We start from the raw sequence: 25,576 nt of genomic DNA on the forward strand, positions 1-25,576 counted from the left end.
CGCGATGCGAGCGGCGGGCCTCCGGAGCGCTGACACGACGCGTCGTGTCAGCGAAGGATCACTTGGCGACAGCCTTCTTCAGCAGCGAGCCGGCGCTGATCTTCACACCGAAGCCGGCCGGGATCTGGATCTCCTCGCCCGTGCGCGGGTTGCGACCGGTACGGGCCGCGCGCTCGACGCGCTCGACCGAGAGCAGACCCGTGACCTTGACCGCCTCGCCCTTGGCGAGCGACTCCTCGAGCACCTCCTGGAAGGCGCTGAGGAACTTCTCCGCGTCCGCCTTGCTGAGCTCAGCCTTGCCGGCGATGGCCGAGACCAGCTCGGACTTGTTCAGCGACATGTGCATCCCTTCTCCGGTTCACGACGCACGCGACCCGCGCGTCGTCACGTTCGTACGCCACCCCGGCTCGCGCCGGGAGGACGGGGAACACACTAGGGAACATCCGCGGATTCCTGCGACTTTTCCCCGCGTGGCGTGCCGGACACCTGGATTCGGGAACCTTTCGAGCACGTGATCTGTCCCGGTATCTGCCGTCATGACGGGACAGATCACGTGCTCGAAGGCCTCTCAGGGCGTCGGGCGCTCGTCGTCGCCCTGGTGGGCGCCCGGTTCGTGCGCGTCGAGAGCCGCACGACGGCGGCGCTGCAGCAGGACGGCGGCCGCCACGCCCACGACCGCCAGCACGGCCACGGGGAACAGCCACGCCGTCGCCCACCCCGCCTCGCCGTCGGCGTTCAGGTCCACCCCCGGCGTGCCACCGCCGCCGTGCACGTGCCCCGCGGACGCGGTCGCGTCCCACGACGGCGACGGGCTCGCCGTCGTGCTCGCCGTCGGGCTCGGCGAGGGCGCGCTCGACGAGGGGCTCGGCGACGGCGACGGGGCGTCGACCGTGAAGGCGAGCTCCCCCTCGATGGGGTGGCCGTCCGAGGAGACGACGCGCCACGACACGTCCCACTCGCCGCCGGGCAGGTCGTCGGGCAGCGCGGCGACGGCCTCGTCGCCGTCGACGGTCACCTCCGCCGGCACCGTGCCGTCCGGCGTCGTGACCGCCACCTGCGCGCCCGCCGCCAGCACGTCGGCGCTGAACACGAGGGTGATCCGGCCGGGCGCCTCGTCCACGGTGGCGCCGTCGGCCGGGTCGGACGAGAGGAGCCGGTCGTGCGCGCTCGCGGGCTGCGCGACGGCGACGCCGAGCACCGGGCTCAGCGCCGCGGCCAGCGCGGCGGCGATCAGGACGGCGGCGCGACGGCGGCGCGGAAGGTTCGGGTGCACGGCCCGACCCTAGCGACCCGCCGAGTTGTCAGGGCCAGGGCAAGGTATGTGTGGCCCTGGCCCTGACAGGTCCGAGGGCGCGCGAGTTGTCAGGGCCAGCGCAAGGTATATGTGCCCGTGGTCCTGACAAGTCTCGCGGGCACGGGCGGCGTTCCTACACTCGGGGGGTGGACTTCACCTCGGCCTACGCCCACGGCTTCGCCCGCGTGGCGGCCTGCACCGTCCCCGTCACCGTCGCCGACCCCGGCGCGAACGCCGCCGCGATCCTCGCCGAGGCGCGCGCGTGCCACGACGACGGCGTCGCGGTCGCCGTCTTCCCCGAGCTCTGCGTCTCGGGGTACGCGATCGACGACCTGCACCTCGCCGACACGCTCCTGGAGGCGACGTCGGACGCCCTCGCGGCGATCGTCGAGGCCAGCGCCGACCTGCGGCCGCTGCTCGTCGTGGGCGCGCCGCTGGAGGTGGGGAACCGGCTGCTGAACTGCGCCGTGGTCGTGCAGGGCGGCCGGGTGCTCGGCGTCGCGCCCAAGTCGTACCTGCCGAACTACCGCGAGTTCTACGAGAAGCGCTGGTTCGCCCCCGGCGACGACCGGCGCGGCGCCACCGTCACGCTGCCGTTCGCGGACGAGCCTGTGCCCTTCGGTCCGGACCTGCTCTTCGCGGCCGACGACGTCGCGGGCCTCGTCGTGCACGTCGAGGTGTGCGAGGACCTGTGGGTGCCGGTGCCGCCGTCGGCGGAGGCCGCCCTGGCCGGCGCGACGGTGCTGCTCAACCTGTCCGCCAGCCCCATCACGGTGGCGCGCGCGGAGGACCGGCGCCTCATGGTCCGGTCGGCGTCGCACCGCGGGCTGGCCGCCTACGCGTACGCGGCGGCGCAGGGCGAGTCGAGCACGGACCTGTCGTGGGACGGCCAGACGATGGTCTACGAGGTGGGCGACCTGCTCGCCGAGACCGAGCGCTTCCCCGACGGCGCGCGGCGCTCCGTGGCCGACGTCGACCTCGACCGGCTGCGCCAGGAGCGGCTGCGGATGGGGACGTTCGACGACAACCGCCGCGCGCTCGGCGCCCGCGTCGAGGGGTTCCGCAGCGTGACCTGGACCGTGGACCCGCCGGCGGGCGATGTCGGCCTGCGCCGCAAGGTGGACCGCTTCCCCTTCGTGCCCGACGACCCCGAGCGCCTGGCCCAGGACTGCTACGAGGCCTACTCGATCCAGGTGGCCGGGCTGGAGCAGCGGCTGCGGTCGATCGGGCAGCCGAAGATCGTCATCGGCGTCTCGGGCGGGCTGGACTCGACGCACGCGCTGATCGTCGCGGCCCGCGCGATGGACCGGCTCGGCCGCCCCCGCACCGACATCCACGCGATCACCATGCCGGGCTTCGCGACGTCGTCGGAGACGAAGGACCGCGCCACCCGGCTCGCGACCTCGCTCGGCGTGCACTTCGAGGAGCTGGACATCCGGCCCGCCGCCGAGCAGATGCTGCGCGACCTGGGTCACCCGTACGGCGCGGGCGAGAAGGTCTACGACGTCACGTTCGAGAACGTGCAGGCCGGCCTGCGCACCGACTACCTGTTCCGGCTCGCGAACCACCGCGGCGGCATCGTGCTCGGCACGGGCGACCTGTCGGAGCTGGCGCTCGGCTGGTGCACGTACGGCGTGGGCGACCAGATGTCGCACTACGCGGTGAACACGGGCGTGCCGAAGACGCTCATCCAGCACCTCATCCGGTGGGTCGGGGACTCCGGCCAGTTCGAGGCGGCGACGAACGCGCTGCTCCTCGAGATCCTCGGGCAGGAGATCTCCCCCGAGCTGGTGCCCGCCGGCGAGGGCGAGGCGCCCCAGTCCACCGAGGCGGCCATCGGCCCGTACGCCCTGCAGGACTTCACGCTCTTCTGGACGCTCCGGCACGGGCTGCGGCCGTCGAAGATCGCCTTCCTCGCCTGGCACGCCTGGCGCGACCCCGACGCCGGCGAGTGGCCGCCGAACTTCCCCCACGACGAGCGGTCCGCCTACGACCTGGCGACCATCCGGAGGTGGGAGCAGGTGTTCTTCCGGCGCTACTTCTCGTCGCAGTTCAAGCGGTCCGCCATCCCGAACGGACCCAAGGTCGCGGCCGGAGGCTCGCTCTCCCCGCGCGGGGACTGGCGGATGCCGTCCGACGCCTCCGCTGCCGCGTGGCTCGCCGAGCTGGAGGAGAACGTCCCGACGACGGTGTGAACCCGACGGCGCGGCTCAGGGGCGCGCGGCCGGCCCAAACCCCGTCCAGCGCAGCTCGGGCGGCAGGTGGCCCATGTCGTTGTAGACGAGCAGGGACGCGCTGCCGTCGTCGCGGTACTCCAGGGTGGTGAGGGCGGCGTTGCCGTACGGCAGCCCCAGCCAGCTCGCGGGTGGGGCGGCAAGCGCGTCGCGCACCAGCCAGGCGACCTGGAACGCGTGCGTGACCAGCACCTCGTGCGTCTCGGCGTCGGCGGGGCGCGCGAACCGCGCCGTGAGCGCGGCGGCCAGCCGCTCGCCCTCGGCCGCCTCGGCGGCGTCGTAGCCGTCGAAGAACCCCGCCCACGCGGGTGGCATCGGGTCGGGCAGGTACGGCACGTGGTCCACGAGCTCGGGGGCCTCGGCGACGGGCACGCCGGGGAGCTCGGCGCCCAGCACCTCGGCGGAGCGCGCGGCCCGCGGCAGGGGCGAGTGCCAGACGGCGTCGACGGGCAGGGCGGCGAGGCGGCGGCCGGCGAGCGCCGCCTGCCGCTCCCCCTGGTCGGTCAGCTCGCCGAACGGGTCCGCGGCGCCGTGGCGCAGCACGTGCAGGTGTCGGGTCGGCATCCGTCGACGCTATCGGCTCGGCCCGCGTCGGCGGCGGCGGCGGCGGATAGGGTGCTGCGGGCCGTTCCGCCGGGGACGGCGGCAGGAGCGCGGGGAGCGACATGAGCGAGCGGCAGCCTTCGGGGACCATCACGGACGGCGTCGCGACGCCGGAGGAGCAGGAGCGCAGCCTGCTGTGGCCGAAGCTCGGCCCGTACCCCACCGAGGTGCGCCAGACGATCCGCGTGCTCGCGGAGATCCTCGGCGCGCCGCGCCGCAAGAAGAAGAGCAAGCCGACGACGGCGTCCGGCTGGGCGGCGCGCAGGCTGGGCGTGAAGAAGGCCCGCATGTCCGAGGTGAAGCGCGACGTCTCCGACGCGCAGCTCCTGCTGCACGGGCACGTCCTCGCGCGCTGGATGAAGGAGCACGAGGGCGCCGTCAAGATCCTCGGGCCGCACGGCAACACCCCGGAGTGGCGTCCGCTGAGCCTCGGCGAGGACCACACCGTGTCGGTGCCCTTCCACCTGTCGGTGTTCTTCCCGGCGGGCACGCTGCGCGACGAGCCGGTCGTGATCCACATCTGCGGCGGTCACCCTGCGGACGTCACGGTCTACACCGGCGAGGGGCGTCGTGACCTCGCCGAGGCGGTGCTCGACGACTTCCTCACGGCGCTCAAGGGCGAGGGCAACCCGTACCGGGGCCGGATCCTGCAGGTCTCCGTGAGCAGCTACGGCAACCAGGTCGGCTTCGAGCCCGTGCGCGCGACGCACGAGACGCGCGCGGACCTCGTGCTCGCGGACGCCGTCTGGGGCGAGGTGGACCTGTTCCTGTCCTCCGGCACCACGCGCCGCGACGACCTGCTCTCCCTCGGTCTGCCGACGACGCGCGGGCTGCTGCTCGCGGGCAAGCCCGGCGTCGGCAAGACGAAGCTCGGCCGCATCCTCGCGGCGGAGGTCGCGGGCGCGATGACGGTGATGATCGTGGAGCCCGACGTGCTGCGGCAGGCGTCGGAGAACCTCTACAAGGAGGTCGAGCGGCTCGGCCCCACCCTCGTCGTCATGGAGGACATCGACGGCGTCGCGAACGCCGAGATGCGCAGCTCGTCGGGGTTCTCCGAGTTCCTCAACGCGCTCGACGGCGCGCGGGTGCGCAACGACGTCCTCACGCTCGCGACCACCAACGACCCCGGCTCCCTGGACCCGGCCGTCAAGCGGCCCGGGCGGTTCGACACGATCCTCGAGGTGCCGCTGCCGAGCCAGGAGGGCCGCGTCTCGATCCTGAAAATCTACCTGCCCCGGCAGGGCGAGGGCCTCGACCTCGCGGCGATCGCCGGGAGCCTCGACGGCGCGACGGGGGCGGAGATCCGCGAGGTCGCGCGCCGCGCCGTCCTCGAGCACGGCATCGAGGGCCTCACGACGCGCCGCATCCTCGACATCACCGCGACCGGCCGCTGGAAGCCGACCCCCGCCGTCGGGCACTACCTGTAGCCACCGCCCCGCCGGCACTCGGGAGCACTCGGGAGCGGGGGCATGATGGCGGGCATGACCTCTCCGATCCGCACCGCCCGCTCGTCCGTCGCGATCACGAACGGGTACGTCGTCCCGGTGGACGGGCTGCCGATCGAGGGCGGCACCGTCCTCGTCACCGACGGCGTCATCACCGCCGTGGGGGCCGACGTCGCGGTGCCCGACGGCGTGCGCACGCTCGACGCGGGCGGCCGGTGGGTGCTGCCCGGGTTCGTCGAGTCGCACGGGCACGTGGGCGTGCACGAGGAGGCGGAGGGCTGGGCCGGTGACGACACCAACGAGAAGACCGGGCCCGACGGCGCGCACCTGCGGGCGCTGGACGCGATCAACGTCGAGGACGAGGGCTTCCGCGACGCCCTCGCCGGCGGCGTGACGTCCGTCGTCGTGAAGCCGGGCTCGGCCAACCCGATCGGCGGCCAGACCGTCGCGATCAAGACGTGGGGCGGGCGCACCGTCGACGAGCAGGTGATCAGCGACGCCGTCTCCGTGAAGTCGGCCCTCGGCGAGAACCCCAAGCGCGTCTACGGCGACCAGAAGAAGGCGCCCTCCACCCGGCTCGGCGTGGCCGCCGTCATCCGGCAGGCGTTCCTCGACGCGCAGCACTACGCGGCCCAGCGCGACGCGGCGGAGGCGAAGGGTGAGCCGTTCGCGCGCGACCTCGGCAAGGAGACGCTCGCCCGCGTGCTGGCGGGCGAGCTCGCCTGGGACCAGCACACCCACCGGGCCGACGACATCGCGACCGCCCTGCGCCTCGCCGACGAGTTCGGCTACCGGCTCGTCGTCAACCACGGCACGGACGGCGCCGCGATCGCCGACGTCCTCGCGGAGCGGGACGTGCCGGTGATCTACGGCCCGATGCTCACGTCCCGCTCCAAGGTGGAGCTGCGCGACCGGGACGTCGCCAACCTCGCCCGCCTGGCGGAGGCCGGCGTGCGCGTCGCCATCACGACCGACCACCCCGTGGTCCCGATCAACTTCCTCGTGCACCAGGCGTCGTTCGCCGTGAAGGAGGGCCTGGACCCGCAGGTCGCGCTCGAGGCGCTCACCGTGAACCCGGCGTCGTTCCTCGGCCTCGACGACCGCGTCGGCGCCCTGACGCCCGGGCTCGACGGCGACGTCGTCGTCTGGTCGGGCGACCCCCTCGACGTGGGCTCGCGCGCCGAGCACGTCTTCGTCACCGGCACCGAGGTCTACACGTGGGACCGGGACGCCGACGGCGGCCGCGGCGCCGGGCGCGTCGTCGAGCGCGGGGAGCGCTTCGCCCGCTGACCGCGCCGTCGGCGCGCCCCGCGTGAGTTAGACGACACCTGTTGCCTAGATGGTTTCCTCGGCGTACCGTCAATGCCCTCGGGAGGTGACGGCGATGGACAAGCGCGTGGAGCGGACGGCCGCGGCCCTGCGCACCGCCGTCCTCGAGCTGGCCGCGGAGCAGGACGTCGCCGACCTCACCGCGTCCGCGGTCGCCGCCCGCGCCGGGATCAACCGCGCCACCTTCTACGACCACGCCGCCGGCCCGGCCGACCTGCTCGCCCGCGTCCTCGGCGCCGAGCTCGACCGCATCCGCGCCGCGTTCGACGCCTCCGTGCGCGAGGTCGCCGGGCACGCCACCCACGACGACGCCGAGCACGTCGTCGCCCGGTACACCGGTGCGCTGCAGGCCCACGTCGAGGCGCACCTGCCCGTGTACGAGCGGGCCCTCGACGGCGGCCTCAGCGCCCCGCTGGCCCGGCTGCTCGCCGACCACGTGACGGGCACCCTCACCGACCACCTGCGCGCCCACCCGGGCCTGATGCCCCTGGACCCGGGCACGCCCGCCGACCAGGCCGACCGCTACGCCCGCGCCTTCGCGACGTACGTCGGGCTCGGCACCGTCGGCGCGCTCGAGGTCTGGCTCGCCGCTCCCCCGCCCCGCGACCCCGCGTTCTTCGCCCGGGTCGCCCATGACGCCCTGCCCGCCTGGTGGACCACCCCCTCCCCCTGACGTCCCCTCCGTCCCGGGACGAGGTCCCGGGCGGGCAGGTGCACCCACTCGCAGCAGAACCACGAAGGAGGCCAGCATGGCTGCCAGCACGGCCGTCAGCACCGGGAACCGAGTCTTCAACAAGGTCGCGATCGTCACCGGCGGGACCGGCGGGATGGGCGTCACCCACGCCCGCGCGCTGGTCGCCGAGGGCGCCAAGGTCGTCGTCGCCGACCTCGACGACGCGAAGGGCGAGGCCCTCGCCGCCGAGCTGGGCGGCGGCCGCTCCGACGTCGCCCGCTACGTCCACCTCGACGTCACGAGCGAGGACGACTGGGCGCGCGCGGTCGCCTACACGCTCGAGGAGTTCGGCCGCCTCGACGTGCTCGTGAACAACGCGGGCATCGCGAACGGTGGGCCCATCACCGAGTTCGGCACCGACGCCTGGCGCCGGATCATCGACATCAACCTCACCGGGGTCTTCCTCGGGATCCGTGCCGTCTCGCCGGTCATGGTCAAGGCGGGCTCGGGCTCGATCATCAACATCTCGTCGGTCGAGGGCCTGCGCGGGAGCCGCGGCCTGCACGGCTACGTCGCCTCCAAGTTCGGCGTCCGCGGGCTGACCAAGTCCGTCGCCCTCGAGCTCGGGCCGCACGGCGTGCGGGTCAACTCCGTGCACCCCGGGTTCATCGAGACGCCGATGACCGCCGGGATCGACGCGGGCGACCTGCTCATCCCGCTCGGTCGTGGCGCGCGGCCCGAGGAGGTCTCGCAGACCATCGTCTTCCTCGCCAGCGACGAGTCGAGCTACTCCACGGGGTCGGAGTTCGTCGTCGACGGCGGGCTCGTGGCGGGCGTGCCGCACAAGCACGGCGCCTGACCGGTCACAGGCCCGCCAGGAAGTCCTCCATGAGCGGGCCGGCGGTGTCCGACCCCCGGTGGCCGTCCTCGACGAAGACGGCCACCGCGAGGTCGTCGACGATCGCGAGCATCCACACGTGCTGCTTCGAGCCGTCGCCGTACTGCGCCGTGCCGGTCTTGGCACCGACGATGCCGGGCACGTCCCGCAGCATGTCCGCGCTGCCCTCGGTGACGACGCCGTGCATCAGGTCCCGCAGCACCGCCGCCTCGTCCTCCGCCACCCCCGGCGTCGACGGCTCCTTCGGCGCCGGCTCCTCGGCCGAGGCCTCCGCCGACGGCGACGCGGAAGCCCCGCCCTCGGCCCCCTCGCCCGCCTCGTCGCGCACCAGCACGGGCTGCACCCGGTGGCCCGCGGCGGCGCTCGCGGCCACCGTCGCCATGCCCAGCGGCGACGCCTGCACCTTGCCCTGGCCGATCATCGACGCCGCGTGCTCCGTGCCCTCCGCCTCCGCGGGCACGGCGCCGAGGAAGGCGGGCACGCCCAGCACCGGCGACGCCACCTCGTCGTCCACCAGCCCGAGATCGGACGCCGCCGTCGCGAGGTCCGCCTGCGCCACCTTGTCGTGCTGCGCGATCATCGCCGTGTTGCACGAGTGCGCGAACGCCGTGCGCAGCGGCACGTTCCCGGTGGCCGACGACGGGTATCCGGGCACGTTGCCGAACGTGCGGCCGTCCACCGTGATGCTGTCCGTGCAGGCGACCTTCGTGTCCGGGGTGAGGCCGGCGCGCTGCATCGCCAGCGCGTCCACCACCTTGAACGTCGACCCCGGCGGGTACTGGCCGAGCGTCGCGGTGGACCAACCCTCGCTGCCCGGCCCGCTCGCCGCGGCGAGCACCGCGCCGTCGGACGGCCGGATCGCGACGATCGCGCTGGCCGGGTCGACGTCCTCCAGCACGGCCTCCGCGTGCTTCTGGAGATCCTGGTCGAGGGTGGTGGCCAGCGGCGTGCCGTCCACGGCGTCGACGCGGTACAGCTCGCGGCCCTCGTCCCCGTCCTCCTCGGGCTCCCCGTCCAGGCCCACGTCGCCGTCCTCGGCCGGGACCACGCTCACCAGGACCCCCGGCGATCCCGTGAGCTGGTCGTCGTAGGCACGCTGCACACCGGACAGCCCCACCACGTCGCCGGCCTGCACGGCGCCGTCGGACTCCTCGACGACCTCCTCGGTCGCCTCGCCGACCCGGCCGAGGATCGGCACGGCGAAGGTGCTCGTCGGGCCCAGCTCGAGGGTGTCCTCGACGGCCCGCACGCCGACGATGTCCCGGGCGTCGTCCACCGAGAAGTCCACGCCGGAGTTCTTCTGGCGGATCGTGATCGCCTCGACGAACGCCTTCTCCCCGGCCGCGTCGACGCGCGCGAAGAACTCGTTCGGCTCGAGGCCCACGAGCTGCGCGAGGTCGCGCGCCGCGGACTCCTGCCCCAGCCCCTCGACCGCCGTCTTGTCCACGCCAAGGTGCCACACCCCGCGCTCGGTGACCATCGGCTCGCCGTCGCCGTCCAGCAGGTCACCGCGGTCCGCCTCGAGGGTCTTCACCGTGAGCCGCTCGCCCGGCTTCAGGTCGGGCACCAGCACGTCCGGCCGCCACACGGCGCGCCAGGTCCCCTCGCCGTCGCCGCTCTCCGGAGGGGTGTAGGCGAGGTCGACGTCGGTGCTGTACTTCCACGTGACGTCGCGCCCCACCGGCCACGACCAGTCCAGCGTGGCCACCGCCGTCGTCGTGCCGTCATTCGTGACCGGCTTGCCGACGTCGGCCACGGTGACGCTGCGCTCCCGCTCGCCCGAGGCGTCGACGAGCGGCTCGAGCACCTGGGTGAGCTGCGTCTGCACGTCGACGGAGCCGGGCGCCTGCAGCGCCAGGTCGCTCACGTCGCCCGCCCGGAGCGCGGTCGCGAGCGCCTCGGCGGCGGGGTCGGCGGACGGGACGTCGGGTCCGGTGCACGCCACCAGGGACACACCGACGACGGGGGTCAGCAGGACGGCGAGGGCGAGGCGGTAGCGACGGCGCACCTTGGCGAGATTATCGGCTTCCTGGCAACCTGGACGGCATGTCCCCCCGTGTCGTGGTCACGGTCCTGCATAGATTTCGTGGCCCTGTCGTGGCGGGCACCGTGGCGGGAGTCCTGACCGTCGCGGGGGCCGTCGTGCCGGCGGGCGCCGCGAGCGCCACGCTGCCCGACCCGCGCCCGGGCGGAGAGTCGATCCTGAGCCGCACGTGGACGCCGACCCTCGATCCCGCCGACCCGACCGTGCTGGTGAACAAGACCCACCCCGTCACCCCCGCGGGCTGGGCACCGGACGACCTCGTGCGCCCCGACGTCGCCGCGCTCGGCCAGCACGACCTGCTGCGCCCCGACGCCGCGCGGGCGCTGGAGCGCCTCGCCGTCGACGCCCGGGAGGCCACGGGCCACGAGCTCGTCCTCGCCTCCGGCTTCCGGTCGGCGGACTACCAGCGGCGGCTGTACGCCCGGTACGTCGACGCGCACGGCCGCCGCGCCGCCGACGCCTTCTCCGCGCGTCCGGGGTACTCCGAGCACCAGACGGGCCTCGCGGCCGACGTCGCCCAGGCCGGCACCCCGTACACCGAGTTCGGGCGCACCGAGACCGGGCGCTGGGTGGCGGCGCAGGCGTGGCGCTACGGGTTCGTCGTGCGGTACCCGAAGGGCGGGCAGACCGTGACCGGCTACTCCCCCGAGCCCTGGCACCTGCGCTACGTGGGCACCGGCCTGACGGTCCCGATGCACCTTGCCGGCACCACCACCCTGGAGGAGGCCTTCGGCGTCGGCCCGGCCCCCGACTACGCCGCGCCGAGGTAGTAGCCGAGGTAGTACCAGGCCTGCCGAAGTAGTACCAGGCCTGCCGAGGTAGTACGCGTCCTGACGGCATGGGGCCCCCTCGCGGGGTCTCGACCTACCTCGGCGGAGCGAGGGCGCGTCCCAACCGCTCCACGGCCTCGGTGAGCACGGCCGCCGACGTCGCGAGGTTGAGCCGCAGCCACCCGGCGCCGCCGGCGCCGAAGCGCACGCCGTCCTCGAGGGCGAGGCGACCGCCCTCCAGGACGAACGAGGCGGCGTCGGCGGCCGGGACGCCCCCGGGCAGGGCGGCGCGCAGGTCGAGCCAGGCGAGGTAGGTGGCGTCGGCGGGCTGCAGCCCTACGGCGGGCGCGTGCTCCGTCAGCAGGCGGCCGAGCAGCGCGCGGTTGGCGTGCACCCCGACCAGCAGGGCGTCCAGCCACGGCCCGCCCTCGCGGTAGGCGGCGGCGTGCGCCAGCACCGCGAGGTGGTTAACGGCGTGGCCCGCCTCCTCGGGGATCCGGCGCAGGTCGTCGGCCGCGCCCGGCCCGGCGAGCGCGACGGCGGCGCGCAGCCCCGCGAGGTGGAACGCCTTGGACGCCGACTGCACGACGATCGCCCGCTCCGCGCCCGCCACCGACAGCAGCGGCACGAACGCGGGCGCGCCGTCGGCCACGCGCTCGAACGTGAACGGGGCGTGGATCTCGTCGGCCACCACCCGCACCCCGTACCGGTCCGCGAGCGCCAGCACCGCCTCGAGCTCCGCGCGCGTGTGCACCGTCCCGGTGGGGTTGTGCGGGTTGCACAGCAGCAGGACGGCGCGCCGGCCGGAGCCGGGCCCGGTGCCGTGGGCGGCGGCGCCCGTGGCGCGCGCGAACGCGGCCTCGAGAGTGTCGAGGTCGAGCCGCAGGTCGGCGCCCAGGGGCGCCTCCACGACCTGCCGCCCCTCGTTGCCGGGGAAGCCGTAGAACGGCGGGTACACGGGCGGCGTGACGACGACGGCGTCGCCGGGGGCGGTGAGCACGCGCAGCACCTCGACGATCGCCACCATGACGTCCGGCATCGTGCGGCCGGACGCGACGTCCGGCGCCCAGCCCCAGCGCTCCTGCGCGAACGGCGCGAGCGCCTCCGCGTACGCGGTGCCGACGTCGTAGCCCGTGTCGCCGAGGGCGAGCGCAGCACGGACGGCGTCGACGACGGGCGGGGCGACGGGCGTGTCCATCTCGGCGACGAACAGGGGCAGCACGTCCGGCGGGTAGGCGCGCCACTTCACGGACGTGCGACGGCGCAGGTCGTCGAGGGCGAGCTGCTCCAGGGGGTTGTCGGTCACGGCTCCGGTCTACCAGAGACGGCCGCGTACTACCTCGGCGCGACCGGAACTATCTCGGCAGGTCACGCGGACGGGACCGTCTTCACCACCGGGGCCCACTGCTCCTCGACGAGCGCCGGGCGGTCCTCGTCCGTGTGGCCGGCCCAGCGCCGGGCGTCCTCGATGGTCGCGGCGAGCAGGGTGCGCAGCCGGGCGTCCGTGTCGGGCACGAACGCCTCGCTGATGCCCTGCACCGCGGTGGACACGACGGACGGCGCGGCGTCGCGCACGAACCGCTTGGGCCGCACGCGCGTGCCCTCGCAGAACCGGTACGCCCACTCGGCCGTCTTCGGCGACGCGGCGAGCGCGTCGGCGCTGGCCGGGTCGAGCGTGCCCTCGGGGCGCCCGTCCAGGGCGTCGAGCATGCGCTCCGCGCCGATGATCGCCACGGCGAGAGTCTGCTGCCGGTCGGCGGGCGCGACGGGCAGGGCCGTCTGCGCGGCACGCAGCGCGATGCGCACGTCCCACCGCGGGTCGCTGCTGGTGAGCCCGATGACGGACGGGATGAGCGGCGCGAGCTGCGGCCGGTTCCCGTCGGAGGTCAGGTCGTTCACGGCACGGGCCAGCATCGCGAGCAGCGGGTGCGTGCACTGCGGATGGTCGCTCCAGCGTTCACCGGCCAGGAACGACGCCAGCTCCATGAAGCACGCGCCCTTCTTGGGGTTGCGGTGCTTGCCACGCCCGAGCATCGGCAGCGCGTCGAAGGCGCTTGCAACAGATCCAGCCACGAGTCCACCCCCGTATAGGTCCGGTCTTCCCCCAGTGTGCGACCGCTGTGACCCAGGTCGCAACGGCTGGCGCGGGCGAAGGGCCGACGACCCCGGTGCCACGCCCCTCACCGACCGCCCCTGGGGGTACCTCAGACGGGCGGAGGCCCTGGTCGTGGCGCCGTCTGAGGTACCCCCGGCGCCGAAGACGGGGCAGTTGCCCGATCCCCGGACCAGGGCCTCAGGACGAGCGTGGTCACCACGAGATCGAGGAGCCGGCGGTGGCCGGCACGCAGGGCCGGGGACCCCGGCCGGTGAGGGGACGAGGACATGAACGAGATGACGTCGCGGGACCTGGCCGTCCTGGCGGAGCTGGACTACCGGCGCGAGCGGATGGCCGAGACGTACCAGCGCGGGACGCCGGCATGGGCGCGCAGGGTGGGCCGCGGGCTCCGGGACCTGGCCCGACGGGCGCGCTCGCGGGCGGCGGACCGCGAGGCCGTGCAGCGCCTCGGCGCGACGCTCGACGCCGTCGCGGCGCGGACGGACGCGCACGCGTGGGACGTCCAGGTGACCCGCCGGGCCGACCAGATCTCCCACGGGCTGGACGCGCTGCGGCCGCAGGACGGCGCCGGACGCCGGGCCGCCTGACCGTGCACGGCACGGCCACGGCGGCGGCGGGCGGGCCCGGAAAAGCCGGGGCGGGTGTGGGCGCCCGGTGGGACGATCACCTGGTGCGACGTTCCAGCGAGGTGCCCCTGATCGCCCGCCAGGAGGAGGTCACGGCCTTCCGCGGTGCGCTGGCGCGCGCCGCGGACGGCGCGCCCGGCGTCCTGCTGCTCGGCGGCGACGCCGGCGTGGGCAAGACCCGCCTCGTCACCCACCTCGCCGACGTCGCACGCGACGCCGGCGCGCGCGTCGTCGTCGCGCACTGCGTGGACCTGGGCGACGTCGGCATCCCGTACCTGCCGTTCACGGAGGCGCTGGGGGAGCTGCGGACGGTCCCGGCCGTGGCCGAGGTCATCGCCGAGCGGCCCGCCCTGACCCGCCTGCTCGACCCGGCCAGCGGCTCCGGCACCGACCACGCGGAGCGGCTGCAGCTGCTCGACGGCGTGGCGGGCAGCCTCGCGGCCGCGGGGCGGGCGGGCTCCCCGCTGGTCCTGGTGGTCGAGGACCTGCACTGGGCGGACGAGTCCACGCGGGACGTGCTGCGGTTCGTCGTCGCGCGGCTGCGCTCGGAGCACCTGCTGGTGGTCGCCACCTACCGCAGCGACGACGTGCACCGGCGCCACCCCCTGCGCCCCGTCCTCGCGGAGCTGTACCGGCAGCGTCCGGTGGAGCACGTGGAGCTGGCCCCCTTCACGCCCGACGAGCTGCGCGAGTTCACCACCGCCACCCGCGGGGAGCCGCTCGACGACGCCGAGTTCGACGCCGTGCGCAGCCGCTCGGACGGCAACGCCTTCTTCGCCGAGGAGCTGCTCGACGCCGGTCAGCCGAGCACCGGGCTGCCCTGGTCGCTGGCCGACGTGCTGCACACGCGGCTGCAGCGTCTCGACCCCGCGGTGCAGCAGCTGGTGCGCCTCGCGGCGGTCGCCGGCCGCCAGGTGGACGAGTCGCTGCTGCGCGCCGCGGCGCCGCGCCTGCCCGGCCTCGACGCCCCGGGCGTCGCCGACGCCGCCCTGCGCGAGGCCGTGGCCCAGCAGGTGCTGGGCGTCGAGGGCCAGCACCTCGCGTTCCGGCACGCCCTCGTCGCCGAGGCCCTCGTGCTCGACCTGCTGCCCGGCGAGCGCACCACCATGCACCGGGCCTACCTCGAGGCGCTGTGCGCCGAACCGGCGCTCGGCTCCGCCGCCAAGCGCGCCCACCACGCGCTGCAGGGCCACGACCTGACCGCCGCGCTCGTCGCGTCGCGCGAGGCGGCCCGCAGCGCCGCCGAGCTGCTCGCCCCCGCCGAGGAGCTCCGGCACCTGGAGCAGGTGCTGTCCCTGTGGGAGTCGGTGCCCGACGCCGAGGCGCTCCTCGGGGAGGACCGCGTGGCGCTGGCGCTCGAGACGGCCGCGGCCGCCAGCTCCGCCGGCCTGGCGACGCGGGCCGAGCAGCTCGCCCGGCGCGCCGTGGAGGGCCTCTCGGGCGATCCCGGCCGGCAGGCCCGCCTGCGCCACCTGCTGGTGCGCTACGTGCTGGACCTCGAGTCCCTCGACGACGCCCTGGCCCAGTCCAGCGGCGCCCTCGACGTGCTGCTCCCGGGCGCGACCGACGCCGGCGCCACCGGGACGTTCCCCGAGGTCGCCGAGGCCGACGCCACGCCGGAGCTCGCCTGGACGCTCGCCGTGCACGCGCGTGTCCTGCTCACCGAGGACCGCGACGACGAGGCCGGCGTGTTCGCCCGGCAGACCGTCGACGTCGCACGCCGCGCGGACGCCCCCGGCGCGGAGGCCGACGCGCTGACCACGCTCGCCGTGCTCGAGGTCGGCACCCCGGACACCGCCGCCGAGCTGGTCGACCGCGCCCGCGAGCGCGCCGTCGTCGCCGGCGACCTGCGCACCGAGATGCGCTGCTGGTACGGCCTCGCCACCACCCACTTCTACGCGGGGCACCTCGACGAGGCCGCCCGCATCCTCGCGGCGGGGATCGAGCGCGGCCGCGCCACGGGCGTCATCTGGGGCGTGTACGGGGTGCAGCTGCTCGACCTCGCGCTGCTGGTGTCGTACTTCGGCGGCGACCTCTCCGACCAGCCCATCCCCGAGGGTGCGCCCGCGCCGGCCCTCGTCTACCTGGACAGCGGCCGCCTCTACGCGGCGGTCGCCCGCGAGGGCGGCGGCGCCGTCGCGGCGGCGGAGGCGCTGCGCCCGTCGTGGGGAGCGGACGGGCAGATCGCGCTCGTGGCGGGCGGCCTGCTCGCCGACGCGCTGACGTGGGCCGGCCGGTACGACGAGGCCGTCGCGACGGCGGAGGAGGTCGCGGCGCACGTCGGGGCGACCTGGTCGGAGTTCTTCCTCGGCCGCATCTGGCTGTCCGCGCTCGCGCTGGCGGCGCTCGCCGAGCAGGCGGAGAGCGGCCCGCACGGCGCCGACGCCGCGCAGGAGCTGCTCGACCGCGGCGACACGCTGCTCGCCGTCGCGCAGGAGACCGCGCGGCGCGGGCGCCCGCGTGGCGGACGCCTCGGCCCCGAGGGCCGGGCGTGGCTGAGCCGTGCGGCGGCGGAGCACTCCCGGCTGCGGGCCGCGCTCACCGACGCCCGCGCCGACCCGGACCTGTGGGAGGCGACCGTGCGCGAGTTCGACTTCGGCTACCGGTACGAGGTGGCCCGGTCGCGGTTCCGCTGGGCGCAGGCGCTGCGTACGTCCGGCGACGTGCCGGCGGCCGAGGTCGAGGCGGCCGAGGCGCTCGGCGAGGCCGTCGACATGGGGGCGACGCCCCTCGCGGACGCGATCCACGCGTGGGGCCGGCGCGCCCGCGTGCCGCTGCCGGGCGCGCGCCGCACGACGTCGGTCCTCACGGAGCGCGAGGAGGAGGTGCTGGTCCTCGTCGCGCAGGGGCTCAGCAACCGGCAGATCGGCGAGCGGCTGTACATCTCGACGAAGACGGTCAGCGTGCACGTGTCGAACCTGCTCGCGAAGCTCGGCGTGTCCGGGCGCGCGGAGGCGGTCGCGGTCGCGCACCGGCGCGGGCTGATCGGCGTCTGAGCCGGCAAGGTCCATACTGGGCCCGTGCCGGAAGCCCAGGCTGTCGGCTCCCTGTCCGGCCCGTCGCCCGGCCCCTTGCCCGGTCCCGCGTCCGACCGCGTGACCGGCCCGCCGCCCGGCCCGGCCAACGGTGAGCCCGTCGCAGACGAGGTGTTCGACCGCATCGCGCGGCTCGTGCACCGGCAGCTCGGCGTGCCCGCGGCCGCGGTCGTCATGCTCACGGACGACGGCGACGTCAAGACCCTGCCCGGCGCCGTCGGCTTCCCCGACGACGCGCAGCGCAGCCGCCGCCTCGACCTCCCCCGCCCGCTGACCGCGACCGTCGCGCGCACCCGCACGCCGCTCGTCGTGGGAGACGCGGACGCCGACCCCCGCGTGGCGGGGCGCCACGCCATCGGCGACCTCGTGCTCGCCGCGTACGCGGGCTACCCGATCGAGGACGCCCGCGGCCACGTGGTCGGCGCGCTGTGGGCGGTCTCGTCCGTGCCGCGCACCTGGACCGAGACGGACCTCGCCACCCTCGCCGACTTGTCCGCCGCGGCATCGGGCGAGCTGCGGCTGCGCGCGGAGCGGGAGCGGGCACGGCTGGCCGAGCAGGTGGCGTTCCGTGCGCACCGCCGGTCGCGGTTCCTGCTCGGGCTCTCGGAGCGGTTCGCCCGCGTCACCACGCTGGACGAGGTCGAGGACGCCATCGCCCACGTCATCGGCACCGGCACGGGCGCCCGCTGGGTGTCGCTGGCGCTGGTGGACGCCGACCGCCGGCACCTGTCGTTCTTCACCGTGGGGCACCACCACCCCGGCGAGCCGGCGCTGCGCAGCACGCGGCTCGACGCGCCCCGGCCCGACACGCACGTCGTGCGCAGCCGCGCCGCGCTGCGGTTCCGCGACCACGCGGAGATGGTGGCGACCTACCCGGAGATGGGCCCCGTGGGGTCCGTGTCCGAGGGCGCGCGGTCGTTCCTCCCCGTGATGTCGAACGGCATGGTCGTGGGCGTCATCGCGTGCGTGTGGGACCAGGCCCGGGAGCACGACGCCGAGACCGCGGCCCTCGAGTCGACGATCAGCCGGTACGTGGCGCTCGCGCTGGAGCGGGTGGCGCTGCTGGAGGCGCGGCGGCGGGTCGCGACCACGCTGCAGGAGTCGATGCTCACCGCGCCGCCCACCGTGGCGCACCTCGACATCGCGACCACCTACTCCCCCGCGGCGCGCACCGACCAGGTGGGCGGCGACTGGTACGACGCGGTGGTGCGCGACGACGGCACCGCGATCGTCATGATCGGCGACGTCGCGGGCCACGACGTGCACGCCGCCGCGCAGATGGGCCAGCTGCGCTCCATGCTGCGCGCGCTCGCGTGGAGCCACGACGAGTCGCCGGCCGGGCTGCTGACCCGGCTCGACAAGGCGAATGCGCGGCTCGGCCCGCGGGCGATGGCGACCGCCGTCGTCGCGCGCCTGGACCGCGACCCGGCGCCGTGCCCGCAGGAGGCCCTGGAGGGGGCGCCGCCGGCCGAGCGGCCCGAGCGCGCCTACACGCTCACCTGGTCCGTGGCCGGCCACCCGCCGCCGATGGTCCTGCGCCGCGACGGCCGGGTGGAGCGGCTGTCGGAGACCCCCGACCTGCTGCTGGGCGTGGTGCCGACGACGCCCCGCGTGGACCGGTCGGCCCGCCTCCTGCCGGGCGACACCCTCGTGCTCTACACCGACGGGCTGGTGGAGCGCCGCGGCGTGCCGAGCGACGAGCGCCTGTCCGACCTGGAGAAGGTGCTGCGCTCCGCCCACGGCGAGGCCACGTCCGCCGTCCCCCGCGCCCTGGTGCGCGGGCTCGTGGGCGACGCGCAGCGCGACGACGTCGCCGTGCTCGCGCTGCGGGTGCGCGTGCCCGCGCCGTCCGGTCCGCCGTCGTCGGACGGGCCGGCGAAGGCGGAGCGCCGCGTCGCCGACGACGACCTCAGCGACCTCGGGCCCGCGCGCCGGTGGGTGGACGACGTGCTCGAGTCGTGCGACGTGTCCGACGAGCAGCGGCGCACCGCGATGCTGCTGACGAGCGAGGTGCTCACCAACGCCCTGGAGCACGGCGAGGGGCCGATCACCGCCACGGTCGAGGTCGACGGCCGCCGCCTGCGCGTGGGGGTCCGCGACGGCAGCATGGCCGAGCCGGAGCTGCAGTCCCCCCGGCCGCAGGACCTGTCCGGCCGCGGCGTGCTCTTCCTGGACCGCCTCGCGTCCCGCTGGGGCGTCCAGCTGCACGACGGCTCCGACGCCGTCGGGCGCCACTCCGGCGTCGTCGAGGGCAAGACCGTGTGGTTCGAGATCGACCGCGAGGCCCGGCCCCTCACGGGCACCGTCGCACGCGTGCGGCCCCCGACGCCCGCCACCGGCGCCGTGCCCCTGGTCGAGCGCGTGCTGCGCGACGACCGGCGCTGAGCGACCCGGGCGCTCGTCGCGCGGCGGCTCCGTCGCCCCGGGCGACACCCCTCCCGGGTGTCGGCGGTACGACGTACGGTGTGAGACGTGACACACACCGCCCAGCGCACCGCCGCACCGCCCCGACCCCGGGCGACGGCGACCGGCGCCTCCCCCACGCCTGCGTCCGACGGTCGGGGCGAGGACGTCGGCGCCCTGCTCGAGCCGTACCGGCGCGAGCTCACCGGCTACTGCTACCGCATGCTCGGCGGCGCGTTCGAGGCCGACGACGCGGTGCAGGAGACGCTGCTGCGCGCCTGGCGCTCCTACGACCGGTTCGAGGGGCGGTCGTCGCTGCGGTCGTGGCTGTACCGCATCGCGACCAACGTGTGCTTCGACCACCTCGGGTCGTCCAAGCGGCGCGAGCGCCCGATGGGGCTGGGCGGGCCGCAGCCCGCGGAGGAGCAGTACTTCGGCGACGTGCTCGCCGAGGACCGGTGGCTCGAGCCCGTGCCCGACGACGCCGTCCTGCCGCGCGAGGGCGATCCGGCCGACGTCGCGGTGGGCCGCGAGTCCATCCGCCTGGCGTTCGTCGCCGCGCTGCAGCACCTGCCCGCCCGGCAGCGCGCCGTGCTGGTGCTGCGCGAGGTGCTGCGCTGGTCGGCCGCCGAGGTCGCGGCCCTCCTCGACACCACGGTCGCGTCCGTGAACAGCGCGCTGCAGCGCGCCCGCGCCACGCTCGGCAGCAAGGGGCTGCGCCGGGCGGGGGACGACGACGGCGAGGCGCCGGAGCCGCAGTGGGACGCGATCGACCAGGAGCTCCTCGAGCGGTACCTGGACGCGTTCGAGCGCTACGACATGGACGCCCTGGTGGCGCTGCTGCACGAGGACGCCGTGCTCAACATGCCGCCGTACACGATGTGGGTGCACGGGCGCTCCGAGGTGATCCGCTGGATGACGGGGCCCGGCGAGGGATGCCGCGGGTCCCGGTGCGTGCCCGTGCAGGCGAACGGGTCGATGGCGTACGGCCAGTACCGGCGCGACCCGACCGGCGGCTGGTCGCCGTGGGGGCTCGCCGTGCTGGAGGACGACGGCAGCGGCCGGATCACCGGCATCACGACGTTCCTCGACACGGCCACCTGGTTCCCGCGGTTCGGCCTGCCCGACCGGCTGCCCGCCCTCTGACCTGCGGCCCAGCGCGCCCCGCGGGCCGCGCTGGGCTACGTTTTCCCGCATGACCACGGACGCCCCGCACCCCGAGGGCGAGCCCGACGAGGTCGACGACTCCGTCCGCCCCGTCCAGCACGACAGCAAGAACCCGCCGCGGTGGCTGCCGCGGGCGCTCGCGATGGTCGTGGTGGCCGTCTTCGTCGCCACCTTCCTGTCCTACGCGTTCGGCCAGCTCGGCGGGCTCGCCGTCAACGTGCTCATCTCCTTCTTCGTCGCGCTCGCGCTGGAGCCGATCGTCGTGTGGCTGGTGCGGCACGGGTGGCGGCGCGGCGCGGCCGCGGGCGTGTCGCTGGGCGGCGCGATCGTCGTCGTGCTCGGGGTGTTCGCGCTGTTCGGCAACCTGTTCGTGCAGCAGCTGATCCAGCTCGTCTCGTCGCTGCCCGCCCTCTACAGCAGCATCCAGGAGGGCATCGAGGAGCGCTGGGACGTCACCGTCCCCGACTCCGACGACCTCGTCGCGCAGGCCCTCGACCAGTGGGGGCAGGACGTCGCGACGGGCGCGCTCAGCGTGGGCGCGTCGATCGTGGGGGTCCTGTTCGCGATCACGACGATCCTGCTCATCACGTACTACCTCATGGCGGCGGGCCCCAAGTTCCGCGCCGCGATCTGCGCGTGGCTGCGGCCCGACCGGCAGCAGGAGGTGCTCACCCTGTGGGAGATCACGCAGGTGAAGGTCTCCGACTTCATCAGCTCGCGCGTCGTGCTCGCCGCCCTGTCGAGCGTGTTCACGTTCGTCTTCCTGCTCATCGTGCAGACCCCGTACGCGCTGCCGCTGGCCGTGTTCACCGGCGTCGTGTCGCAGTTCGTGCCCACCATCGGCACGTACATCGGCGGCGCGCTGCCCGTGGCCGTCGCGCTGGCCGCGCAGGGGCTGCCCCAGGCGATCGCCGTCCTGGTCTTCATCGTCGCGTACCAGCAGGTGGAGAACCTGATCTTCTCCCCGCGGGTCAGCGCCCGGGCGCTGGAGATGAACCCGGCCGTGTCGTTCGTCGGCGTCCTCGGCTTCGGCGCCGTCTTCGGCGCGCTCGGCGCCTTCCTCGCCCTGCCGATCCTCGCCACGGTGCAGGCTCTCGGGAACACCTACCTGCAGCGGCACGAGCTCGTCGAGTCGCAGCTGCTGCGCGACCCCGACGCCCCCGCCGGGGGCTCCGGGCCGTGGTCGTCGCGACGACGTCGCAACCTCGAGGCCGGCGAGCGCGCCGCACGCGAGGCCGAGGCCCGCCGTCGCGACGGCGCGGAGGAGTGAGCATGGACCTCGTCGGCGGCATCGCCCTCGTCGTGATCGTCGGGGTGGCCGGGCAGGTCGCCGCCCGGTCGCTGCGCGTGCCGTCCATCCTGCTGCTGCTCGCGCTCGGGCTCCTCGTCGGACCGATCCTCGGCTGGCTCGACCCGGACGCGGTGTTCGGCGACGCGCTCTTCCCGCTGGTGTCGATGGCCGTCGGCCTGCTGCTCTTCGAGGAGTCGCTCAAGCTGGACTTCGGGCGCCTGCGCGGCGGCGCGCGGCGGCCCGTGCTCGGCCTGGTGACCACCGGCGCCCTGGTCACCGGCCTCGGCGCGACCGCCGTCGCGTACCTGTTCCTCGACGTGACGTGGGGGCGGGCGGCCGTCATCGGCGCCATCCTCATCGTCTCCGGCCCGACCGTCGTCGGGCCGCTGCTCGCTATCATCCGGCCCCGTCAGCCCGTGGAGTCCGTGCTCGCGTTCGAGGGCATCTTCATCGACCCCATCGGGGCCACGGTGGCGCTCGCGGTGGCGAACGTGGTGCTGCACGCCGAGCCCGTCAGCCTGTTCGAGACGGGCGGCTGGGGCCTGCTCATCGGCGTCGTGGCCGCCGCCGTCCTCGTGCTGCTCATCCGGTTCGGCCGGGTGCCGAAGGAGACCGAGGTGGTGCTCGCGTTCGCGTTCGCGCTCGGGGCCTACGCGCTCGCCGAGGGCCTGCACGACGAGGCCGGCCTGTTCGCCACCACCGCGCTCGGCGCCGTCCTCGCCAACCAGCGGGTGGCGCGCACCGAGCCGCTGCACGAGTTCGGCACCCACATCGGCCTGCTGCTCATCGGCGCGTTGTTCGTCGTCCTTTCCGCCCGCATCGACCTGGACGCCCTGGCCCGGTACGCCCTGCCCACCGTCCTGATCGTCGCGGCGCTCGTGCTGGTGCTGCGCCCCGTCGTGGCGGCCCTCTCGACGCTCGGCACCGACCTGCGCTGGTCGGACCGGGCGATGATCGGCTGGATGGCGCCGCGCGGCATCGTCGCCGCGTCGACGGCGTCGGTCTTCTCGCTGCGGTTCGACGACGCCGGGGAGCCGTTCCCCCAGCTGGTGCCGGTGATCTTCGGCGTCGTGCTGCTCACCGCGATCGTCTACGGGTTCACCGGCACGCCCGTGGCGAAGCTGCTCGGGGTGCGCTCCGACGACCGGGAGCGGCTCGACGACGACGGCCTGCCGGTGCTGGACCGGTCGTCCTGACCGTCGCTGTGCCGACGACCGCGGTGCCGAGGACGACGATGCCTACCATGACGGGATGACGGGTCCGGTGCTGGTGGGCGTGCCCCACGACGGCCGGCCGAGCGTGCCCCGGCGCGCCGCCGACCTGGCGGCCGCGCTCGGCACCGAGCTGGTGTGCGTGGCGGTGGACGAGGCGTCGGTGCGCGAGCCGTCCGGCGGCGTCGTGCCGGTGGACCCCGACGCCGGCCCCGCCGCCGACGACGGCGACCTGAGCGCCGCGGTCGCCGCCGCGCTCGCCGGCAGCCCCGTGCGCTGGCGGCTCGAGCGCACCGCCGGCGACCCGGCCGCGGAGCTGGCCCGGCTGGCGGCCGCGTACGACGCCGTGCTCGTCGTCGTGGGAGCGCGCCGGCCCGGCGTGCGCGGCTGGGCCACGCACCTCGTCGGCGGCACCGTCGCCGGGCGCCTCGTCCACGACCAGCCGAGGCCGGTGGTCGTGCTGCCGGACCAGCACGCGGGCGACGCCTCGTGACGGCGTGCAGCCCGCCCGCGCGCGTGCGCCCGGCCCACCGGCGACCCGGGCTGGTCGCGCTGGTCGCGGCCGGCGGCGCCGTCGGCACGGCGGCCCGGTTCGGGCTCTCGCAGGCATGGCCCGCCGTCGAGGGGTGGCCGGTCGCCACGTTCGCCGCCAACGTGCTCGGCGCGTTCGTGCTGGGCTGGCTGCTCGAGTCCCTCGCCGCCCGGGGGCCGGAGACGCCCGCCGCGCAGCGGGTGCGGCTGGCCGTCGGCACCGGCGTGCTGGGCGGGTTCACCACGTTCTCCTCGCTCGCGCTGGAGACCGAGCGGCTGCTGGCCGCGGGCGCCGTCGGCCAAGGTCTCGCGTATGCGGGCGGCACCCTCCTGCTCGGGTACCTCGCCTGCCTCGCCGGCGTGCTGCTCGGCTCCCGCCGTGGTTCGGCACGGGGGGCACGATGAGCGCCGCCGCGACCCTGCTGCTGGTGGCCGTGGCGGGCGGGCTGGGCGCCGCCGCCCGGTTCGTCGTCGACGGCGCGGTGCGGGCGCGCACGCCGGGCGCCGCGTTCCCGTGGGCGACGGTCGCGGTGAACGTCTCCGGCTCGCTGCTCATCGGCCTGGTCACGGGCGTGCTGCTCGGCGCCGGCGACCCGGCGCACCTCGAGCCCTGGCGCCTCGGCGTCGCGACCGGGTTCTGCGGCGGCTACACCACCTTCTCGACGGCGATGGTCGAGACCGTGCGCCTCGCCCGCTCCGGCCGACGCCGCCTGGCCGCGGCCAACGCGCTCGGCACCATGGTGCTCACGCTGGCCGCCGTCGTCGTGGGCATCGGCCTCGGAGTCCTGGTCGGCCGGCTGCTCTGACCCGGTGTGGGCGCTCCTTTGGCGCTATCACGGGATTTGAGAACGCCAAGCAAGCGCCCACAACGTCCTCTCGGAGGGGCTGTGGCACGCTGACCCGGTGAGCCTCATGCTGCTGGACTCCGCGAGCCTGTACTTCCGCGCCTTCTACGGCCTGCCCGACACGCTGCGCTCCCCCGACGGCAAGCCCGTCAACGCGGTTCGCGGCCTGCTGGACATGATCGCGTTCCTCGTCACCGAGCACGGCCCGGACCGGCTGGTGGCGTGCTGGGACGAGGACTGGCGGCCGGCGTTCCGCGTCGAGGCGATCGGGTCGTACAAGGAGCACCGGGTCGCGGCGGTCACGCCGGCGGGCGAGCCGGACGTCGAGGAGGTGCCCGACGCGCTCACCCCGCAGGTCCCGGTGATCGTGGACGTGCTCGCCGCGCTCGGCATCGCCCGCGTCGGCGCGCCCGGCTTCGAGGCGGATGACGTCATCGGCACGCTCGTCACGCGCGAGGTGGCCCGCAGCGCCGCGACCGCGCTGCCCGTGGCCGGTGCGGTCGGCATGGTGATGCCGGCGAGCGTCGACATCGTCACCGGCGACCGCGACCTGTTCCAGCTCGTCGACGACGCCGCGGGCGTGCGCGTGCTGTACCCCGCGCGCGGCGTGCGTGACCCCGACGTCGTCGACCAGGCGAAGCTCGCCGAGAAGTACGGCGTGCCCAGCGGGCAGGCGTACGCGGACATGGCGACGCTGCGCGGCGACCCGTCCGACGGCCTGCCCGGTGTGCCCGGTATCGGCGAGAAGACGGCGGCCAAGCTCCTCGACGCGTTCGGCGACCTCGCCGGTCTGCGCGCCGCCGCCGAGTCCGGCGCGAAGGGCCTCACGCCCACCCAGCGGCAGAAGCTGCTCGACGCCGCGGCCTACCTCGACGTCGCACCGACGGTGGTGCAGGTCGCGCACGACGCGCCCGTCGGCGAGGTGGACGACGCGCTGCCGCGGGAGCCGAAGGACCCGGAGACCCTGGACGTCCTCGCGGAGCGGTGGGGCATCCGGTCCAGCGTGGACCGCGTGCTCGCCGCCCTCGCCGCCCGCCCCTGACGGCACCGGTGCGCCTTCC

At 75.3% G+C, this 25,576-nt stretch carries 22 protein-coding genes; 16 read left to right on the plus strand and 6 right to left on the minus strand.

From position 1 onward, the window contains the following. Positions 1 to 58: 58 nt before the first annotated feature. Positions 59 to 340, minus strand: coding sequence for an HU family DNA-binding protein (locus ACFUVW_RS01300; protein WP_429763137.1), 282 nt, complete (start codon positions 338 to 340; stop codon positions 59 to 61). 228 nt (positions 341 to 568) lie between these two features. Further along, complete coding sequence (locus ACFUVW_RS01305) at positions 569 to 1,273, minus strand: copper resistance protein CopC (RefSeq protein WP_430569539.1); 705 nt, start codon at positions 1,271 to 1,273, stop codon at positions 569 to 571. 167 nt (positions 1,274 to 1,440) lie between these two features. Here ACFUVW_RS01305 and ACFUVW_RS01310 point away from each other — a divergent pair, with 167 nt between their 5' ends. Further along, positions 1,441 to 3,489: an NAD(+) synthase gene (locus tag ACFUVW_RS01310; protein ID WP_430569540.1), complete on the plus strand. Its 2,049-nt coding sequence runs from the start codon at positions 1,441 to 1,443 to the stop codon at positions 3,487 to 3,489. Between the two features lie 15 nt (positions 3,490 to 3,504). Here ACFUVW_RS01310 and ACFUVW_RS01315 read toward each other — a convergent pair whose 3' ends face one another. Further along, on the minus strand, positions 3,505 to 4,092 hold the full coding sequence (locus ACFUVW_RS01315) for a histidine phosphatase family protein (protein ID WP_430569541.1): 588 nt from the start codon (positions 4,090 to 4,092) through the stop codon (positions 3,505 to 3,507). A gap of 101 nt (positions 4,093 to 4,193) precedes the next feature. Here ACFUVW_RS01315 and ACFUVW_RS01320 point away from each other — a divergent pair, with 101 nt between their 5' ends. The 4 genes from ACFUVW_RS01320 to ACFUVW_RS01335 all read left to right on the plus strand — a co-directional run bounded on the left by ACFUVW_RS01320 (position 4,194) and on the right by ACFUVW_RS01335 (position 8,437). Continuing rightward, positions 4,194 to 5,558, plus strand: a complete 1,365-nt coding sequence (locus ACFUVW_RS01320) for an AAA family ATPase (protein WP_430569542.1) — start codon at positions 4,194 to 4,196, stop codon at positions 5,556 to 5,558. A gap of 54 nt (positions 5,559 to 5,612) precedes the next feature. Further along, on the plus strand, positions 5,613 to 6,866 hold the full coding sequence (locus ACFUVW_RS01325; protein ID WP_430569543.1) for an amidohydrolase: 1,254 nt from the start codon (positions 5,613 to 5,615) through the stop codon (positions 6,864 to 6,866). Between the two features lie 94 nt (positions 6,867 to 6,960). After that, positions 6,961 to 7,578 (plus strand): TetR/AcrR family transcriptional regulator, encoded by a 618-nt coding sequence (locus ACFUVW_RS01330; RefSeq protein WP_430569544.1) that lies wholly within the window; start codon positions 6,961 to 6,963, stop codon positions 7,576 to 7,578. Between the two features lie 76 nt (positions 7,579 to 7,654). After that, entirely contained in the window at positions 7,655 to 8,437 is a 783-nt protein-coding gene (locus tag ACFUVW_RS01335; protein WP_430569545.1) for a glucose 1-dehydrogenase, read from the plus strand. Positions 8,438 to 8,441: 4 nt separating this feature from the next. Here the strand turns inward: ACFUVW_RS01335 and ACFUVW_RS01340 are convergent, their stop codons facing one another. Next, complete coding sequence (locus ACFUVW_RS01340; protein ID WP_430569546.1) at positions 8,442 to 10,484, minus strand: penicillin-binding transpeptidase domain-containing protein; 2,043 nt, start codon at positions 10,482 to 10,484, stop codon at positions 8,442 to 8,444. A 38-nt stretch (positions 10,485 to 10,522) separates the two neighbouring features. On the opposite strand from ACFUVW_RS01340, the gene ACFUVW_RS01345 reads away from it, so the two are divergent. Then, positions 10,523 to 11,290: a M15 family metallopeptidase gene (locus ACFUVW_RS01345; protein ID WP_430569547.1), complete on the plus strand. Its 768-nt coding sequence runs from the start codon at positions 10,523 to 10,525 to the stop codon at positions 11,288 to 11,290. A gap of 94 nt (positions 11,291 to 11,384) precedes the next feature. On the opposite strand, the gene ACFUVW_RS01350 is transcribed toward ACFUVW_RS01345, so the two are convergent. Continuing rightward, complete coding sequence (locus ACFUVW_RS01350) at positions 11,385 to 12,596, minus strand: MalY/PatB family protein (RefSeq protein ID WP_430569548.1); 1,212 nt, start codon at positions 12,594 to 12,596, stop codon at positions 11,385 to 11,387. Positions 12,597 to 12,658: 62 nt separating this feature from the next. Continuing rightward, entirely contained in the window at positions 12,659 to 13,363 is a 705-nt protein-coding gene (locus tag ACFUVW_RS01355; RefSeq protein ID WP_430569549.1) for a hypothetical protein, read from the minus strand. A 309-nt stretch (positions 13,364 to 13,672) separates the two neighbouring features. On the opposite strand from ACFUVW_RS01355, the gene ACFUVW_RS01360 reads away from it, so the two are divergent. From ACFUVW_RS01360 to ACFUVW_RS01405, 10 genes are all read left to right on the plus strand, one after another. After that, positions 13,673 to 13,993 (plus strand): hypothetical protein, encoded by a 321-nt coding sequence (locus ACFUVW_RS01360; protein ID WP_430569550.1) that lies wholly within the window; start codon positions 13,673 to 13,675, stop codon positions 13,991 to 13,993. A gap of 83 nt (positions 13,994 to 14,076) precedes the next feature. Next, on the plus strand, positions 14,077 to 17,028 hold the full coding sequence (locus tag ACFUVW_RS01365; protein ID WP_430569551.1) for an AAA family ATPase: 2,952 nt from the start codon (positions 14,077 to 14,079) through the stop codon (positions 17,026 to 17,028). A gap of 24 nt (positions 17,029 to 17,052) precedes the next feature. After that, positions 17,053 to 19,452 carry a SpoIIE family protein phosphatase gene (locus ACFUVW_RS01370; RefSeq protein WP_430569552.1) on the plus strand — a complete coding sequence of 800 codons (2,400 nt, stop codon included), beginning with the start codon at positions 17,053 to 17,055 and terminating at the stop codon, positions 19,450 to 19,452. An 87-nt stretch (positions 19,453 to 19,539) separates the two neighbouring features. Continuing rightward, complete coding sequence (locus ACFUVW_RS01375; protein WP_430569553.1) at positions 19,540 to 20,616, plus strand: sigma-70 family RNA polymerase sigma factor; 1,077 nt, start codon at positions 19,540 to 19,542, stop codon at positions 20,614 to 20,616. A 49-nt stretch (positions 20,617 to 20,665) separates the two neighbouring features. After that, positions 20,666 to 21,907: an AI-2E family transporter gene (locus tag ACFUVW_RS01380; RefSeq protein ID WP_430569554.1), complete on the plus strand. Its 1,242-nt coding sequence runs from the start codon at positions 20,666 to 20,668 to the stop codon at positions 21,905 to 21,907. A gap of 2 nt (positions 21,908 to 21,909) precedes the next feature. Further along, positions 21,910 to 23,124: a cation:proton antiporter gene (locus ACFUVW_RS01385; protein WP_430569555.1), complete on the plus strand. Its 1,215-nt coding sequence runs from the start codon at positions 21,910 to 21,912 to the stop codon at positions 23,122 to 23,124. A gap of 55 nt (positions 23,125 to 23,179) precedes the next feature. Next, positions 23,180 to 23,632 (plus strand): universal stress protein, encoded by a 453-nt coding sequence (locus ACFUVW_RS01390; protein ID WP_430569556.1) that lies wholly within the window; start codon positions 23,180 to 23,182, stop codon positions 23,630 to 23,632. After that, positions 23,629 to 24,075, plus strand: a complete 447-nt coding sequence (locus tag ACFUVW_RS01395; protein ID WP_430569557.1) for a fluoride efflux transporter FluC — start codon at positions 23,629 to 23,631, stop codon at positions 24,073 to 24,075. The genes ACFUVW_RS01390 and ACFUVW_RS01395 overlap by 4 nt, the downstream gene beginning before the upstream one ends. Then, entirely contained in the window at positions 24,072 to 24,476 is a 405-nt protein-coding gene (locus ACFUVW_RS01400; RefSeq protein ID WP_430569558.1) for a fluoride efflux transporter FluC, read from the plus strand. Before ACFUVW_RS01395 ends, ACFUVW_RS01400 begins: the two co-directional genes overlap by 4 nt. 106 nt (positions 24,477 to 24,582) lie before the next feature. Continuing rightward, positions 24,583 to 25,557 carry a 5'-3' exonuclease H3TH domain-containing protein gene (locus ACFUVW_RS01405; protein WP_430569592.1) on the plus strand — a complete coding sequence of 325 codons (975 nt, stop codon included), beginning with the start codon at positions 24,583 to 24,585 and terminating at the stop codon, positions 25,555 to 25,557. Positions 25,558 to 25,576 lie beyond the last annotated feature (19 nt).

Source organism: Isoptericola sp. NPDC057391 (assembly GCF_042668085.1).
Lineage (GTDB): Bacteria > Actinomycetota > Actinomycetes > Actinomycetales > Cellulomonadaceae > Isoptericola.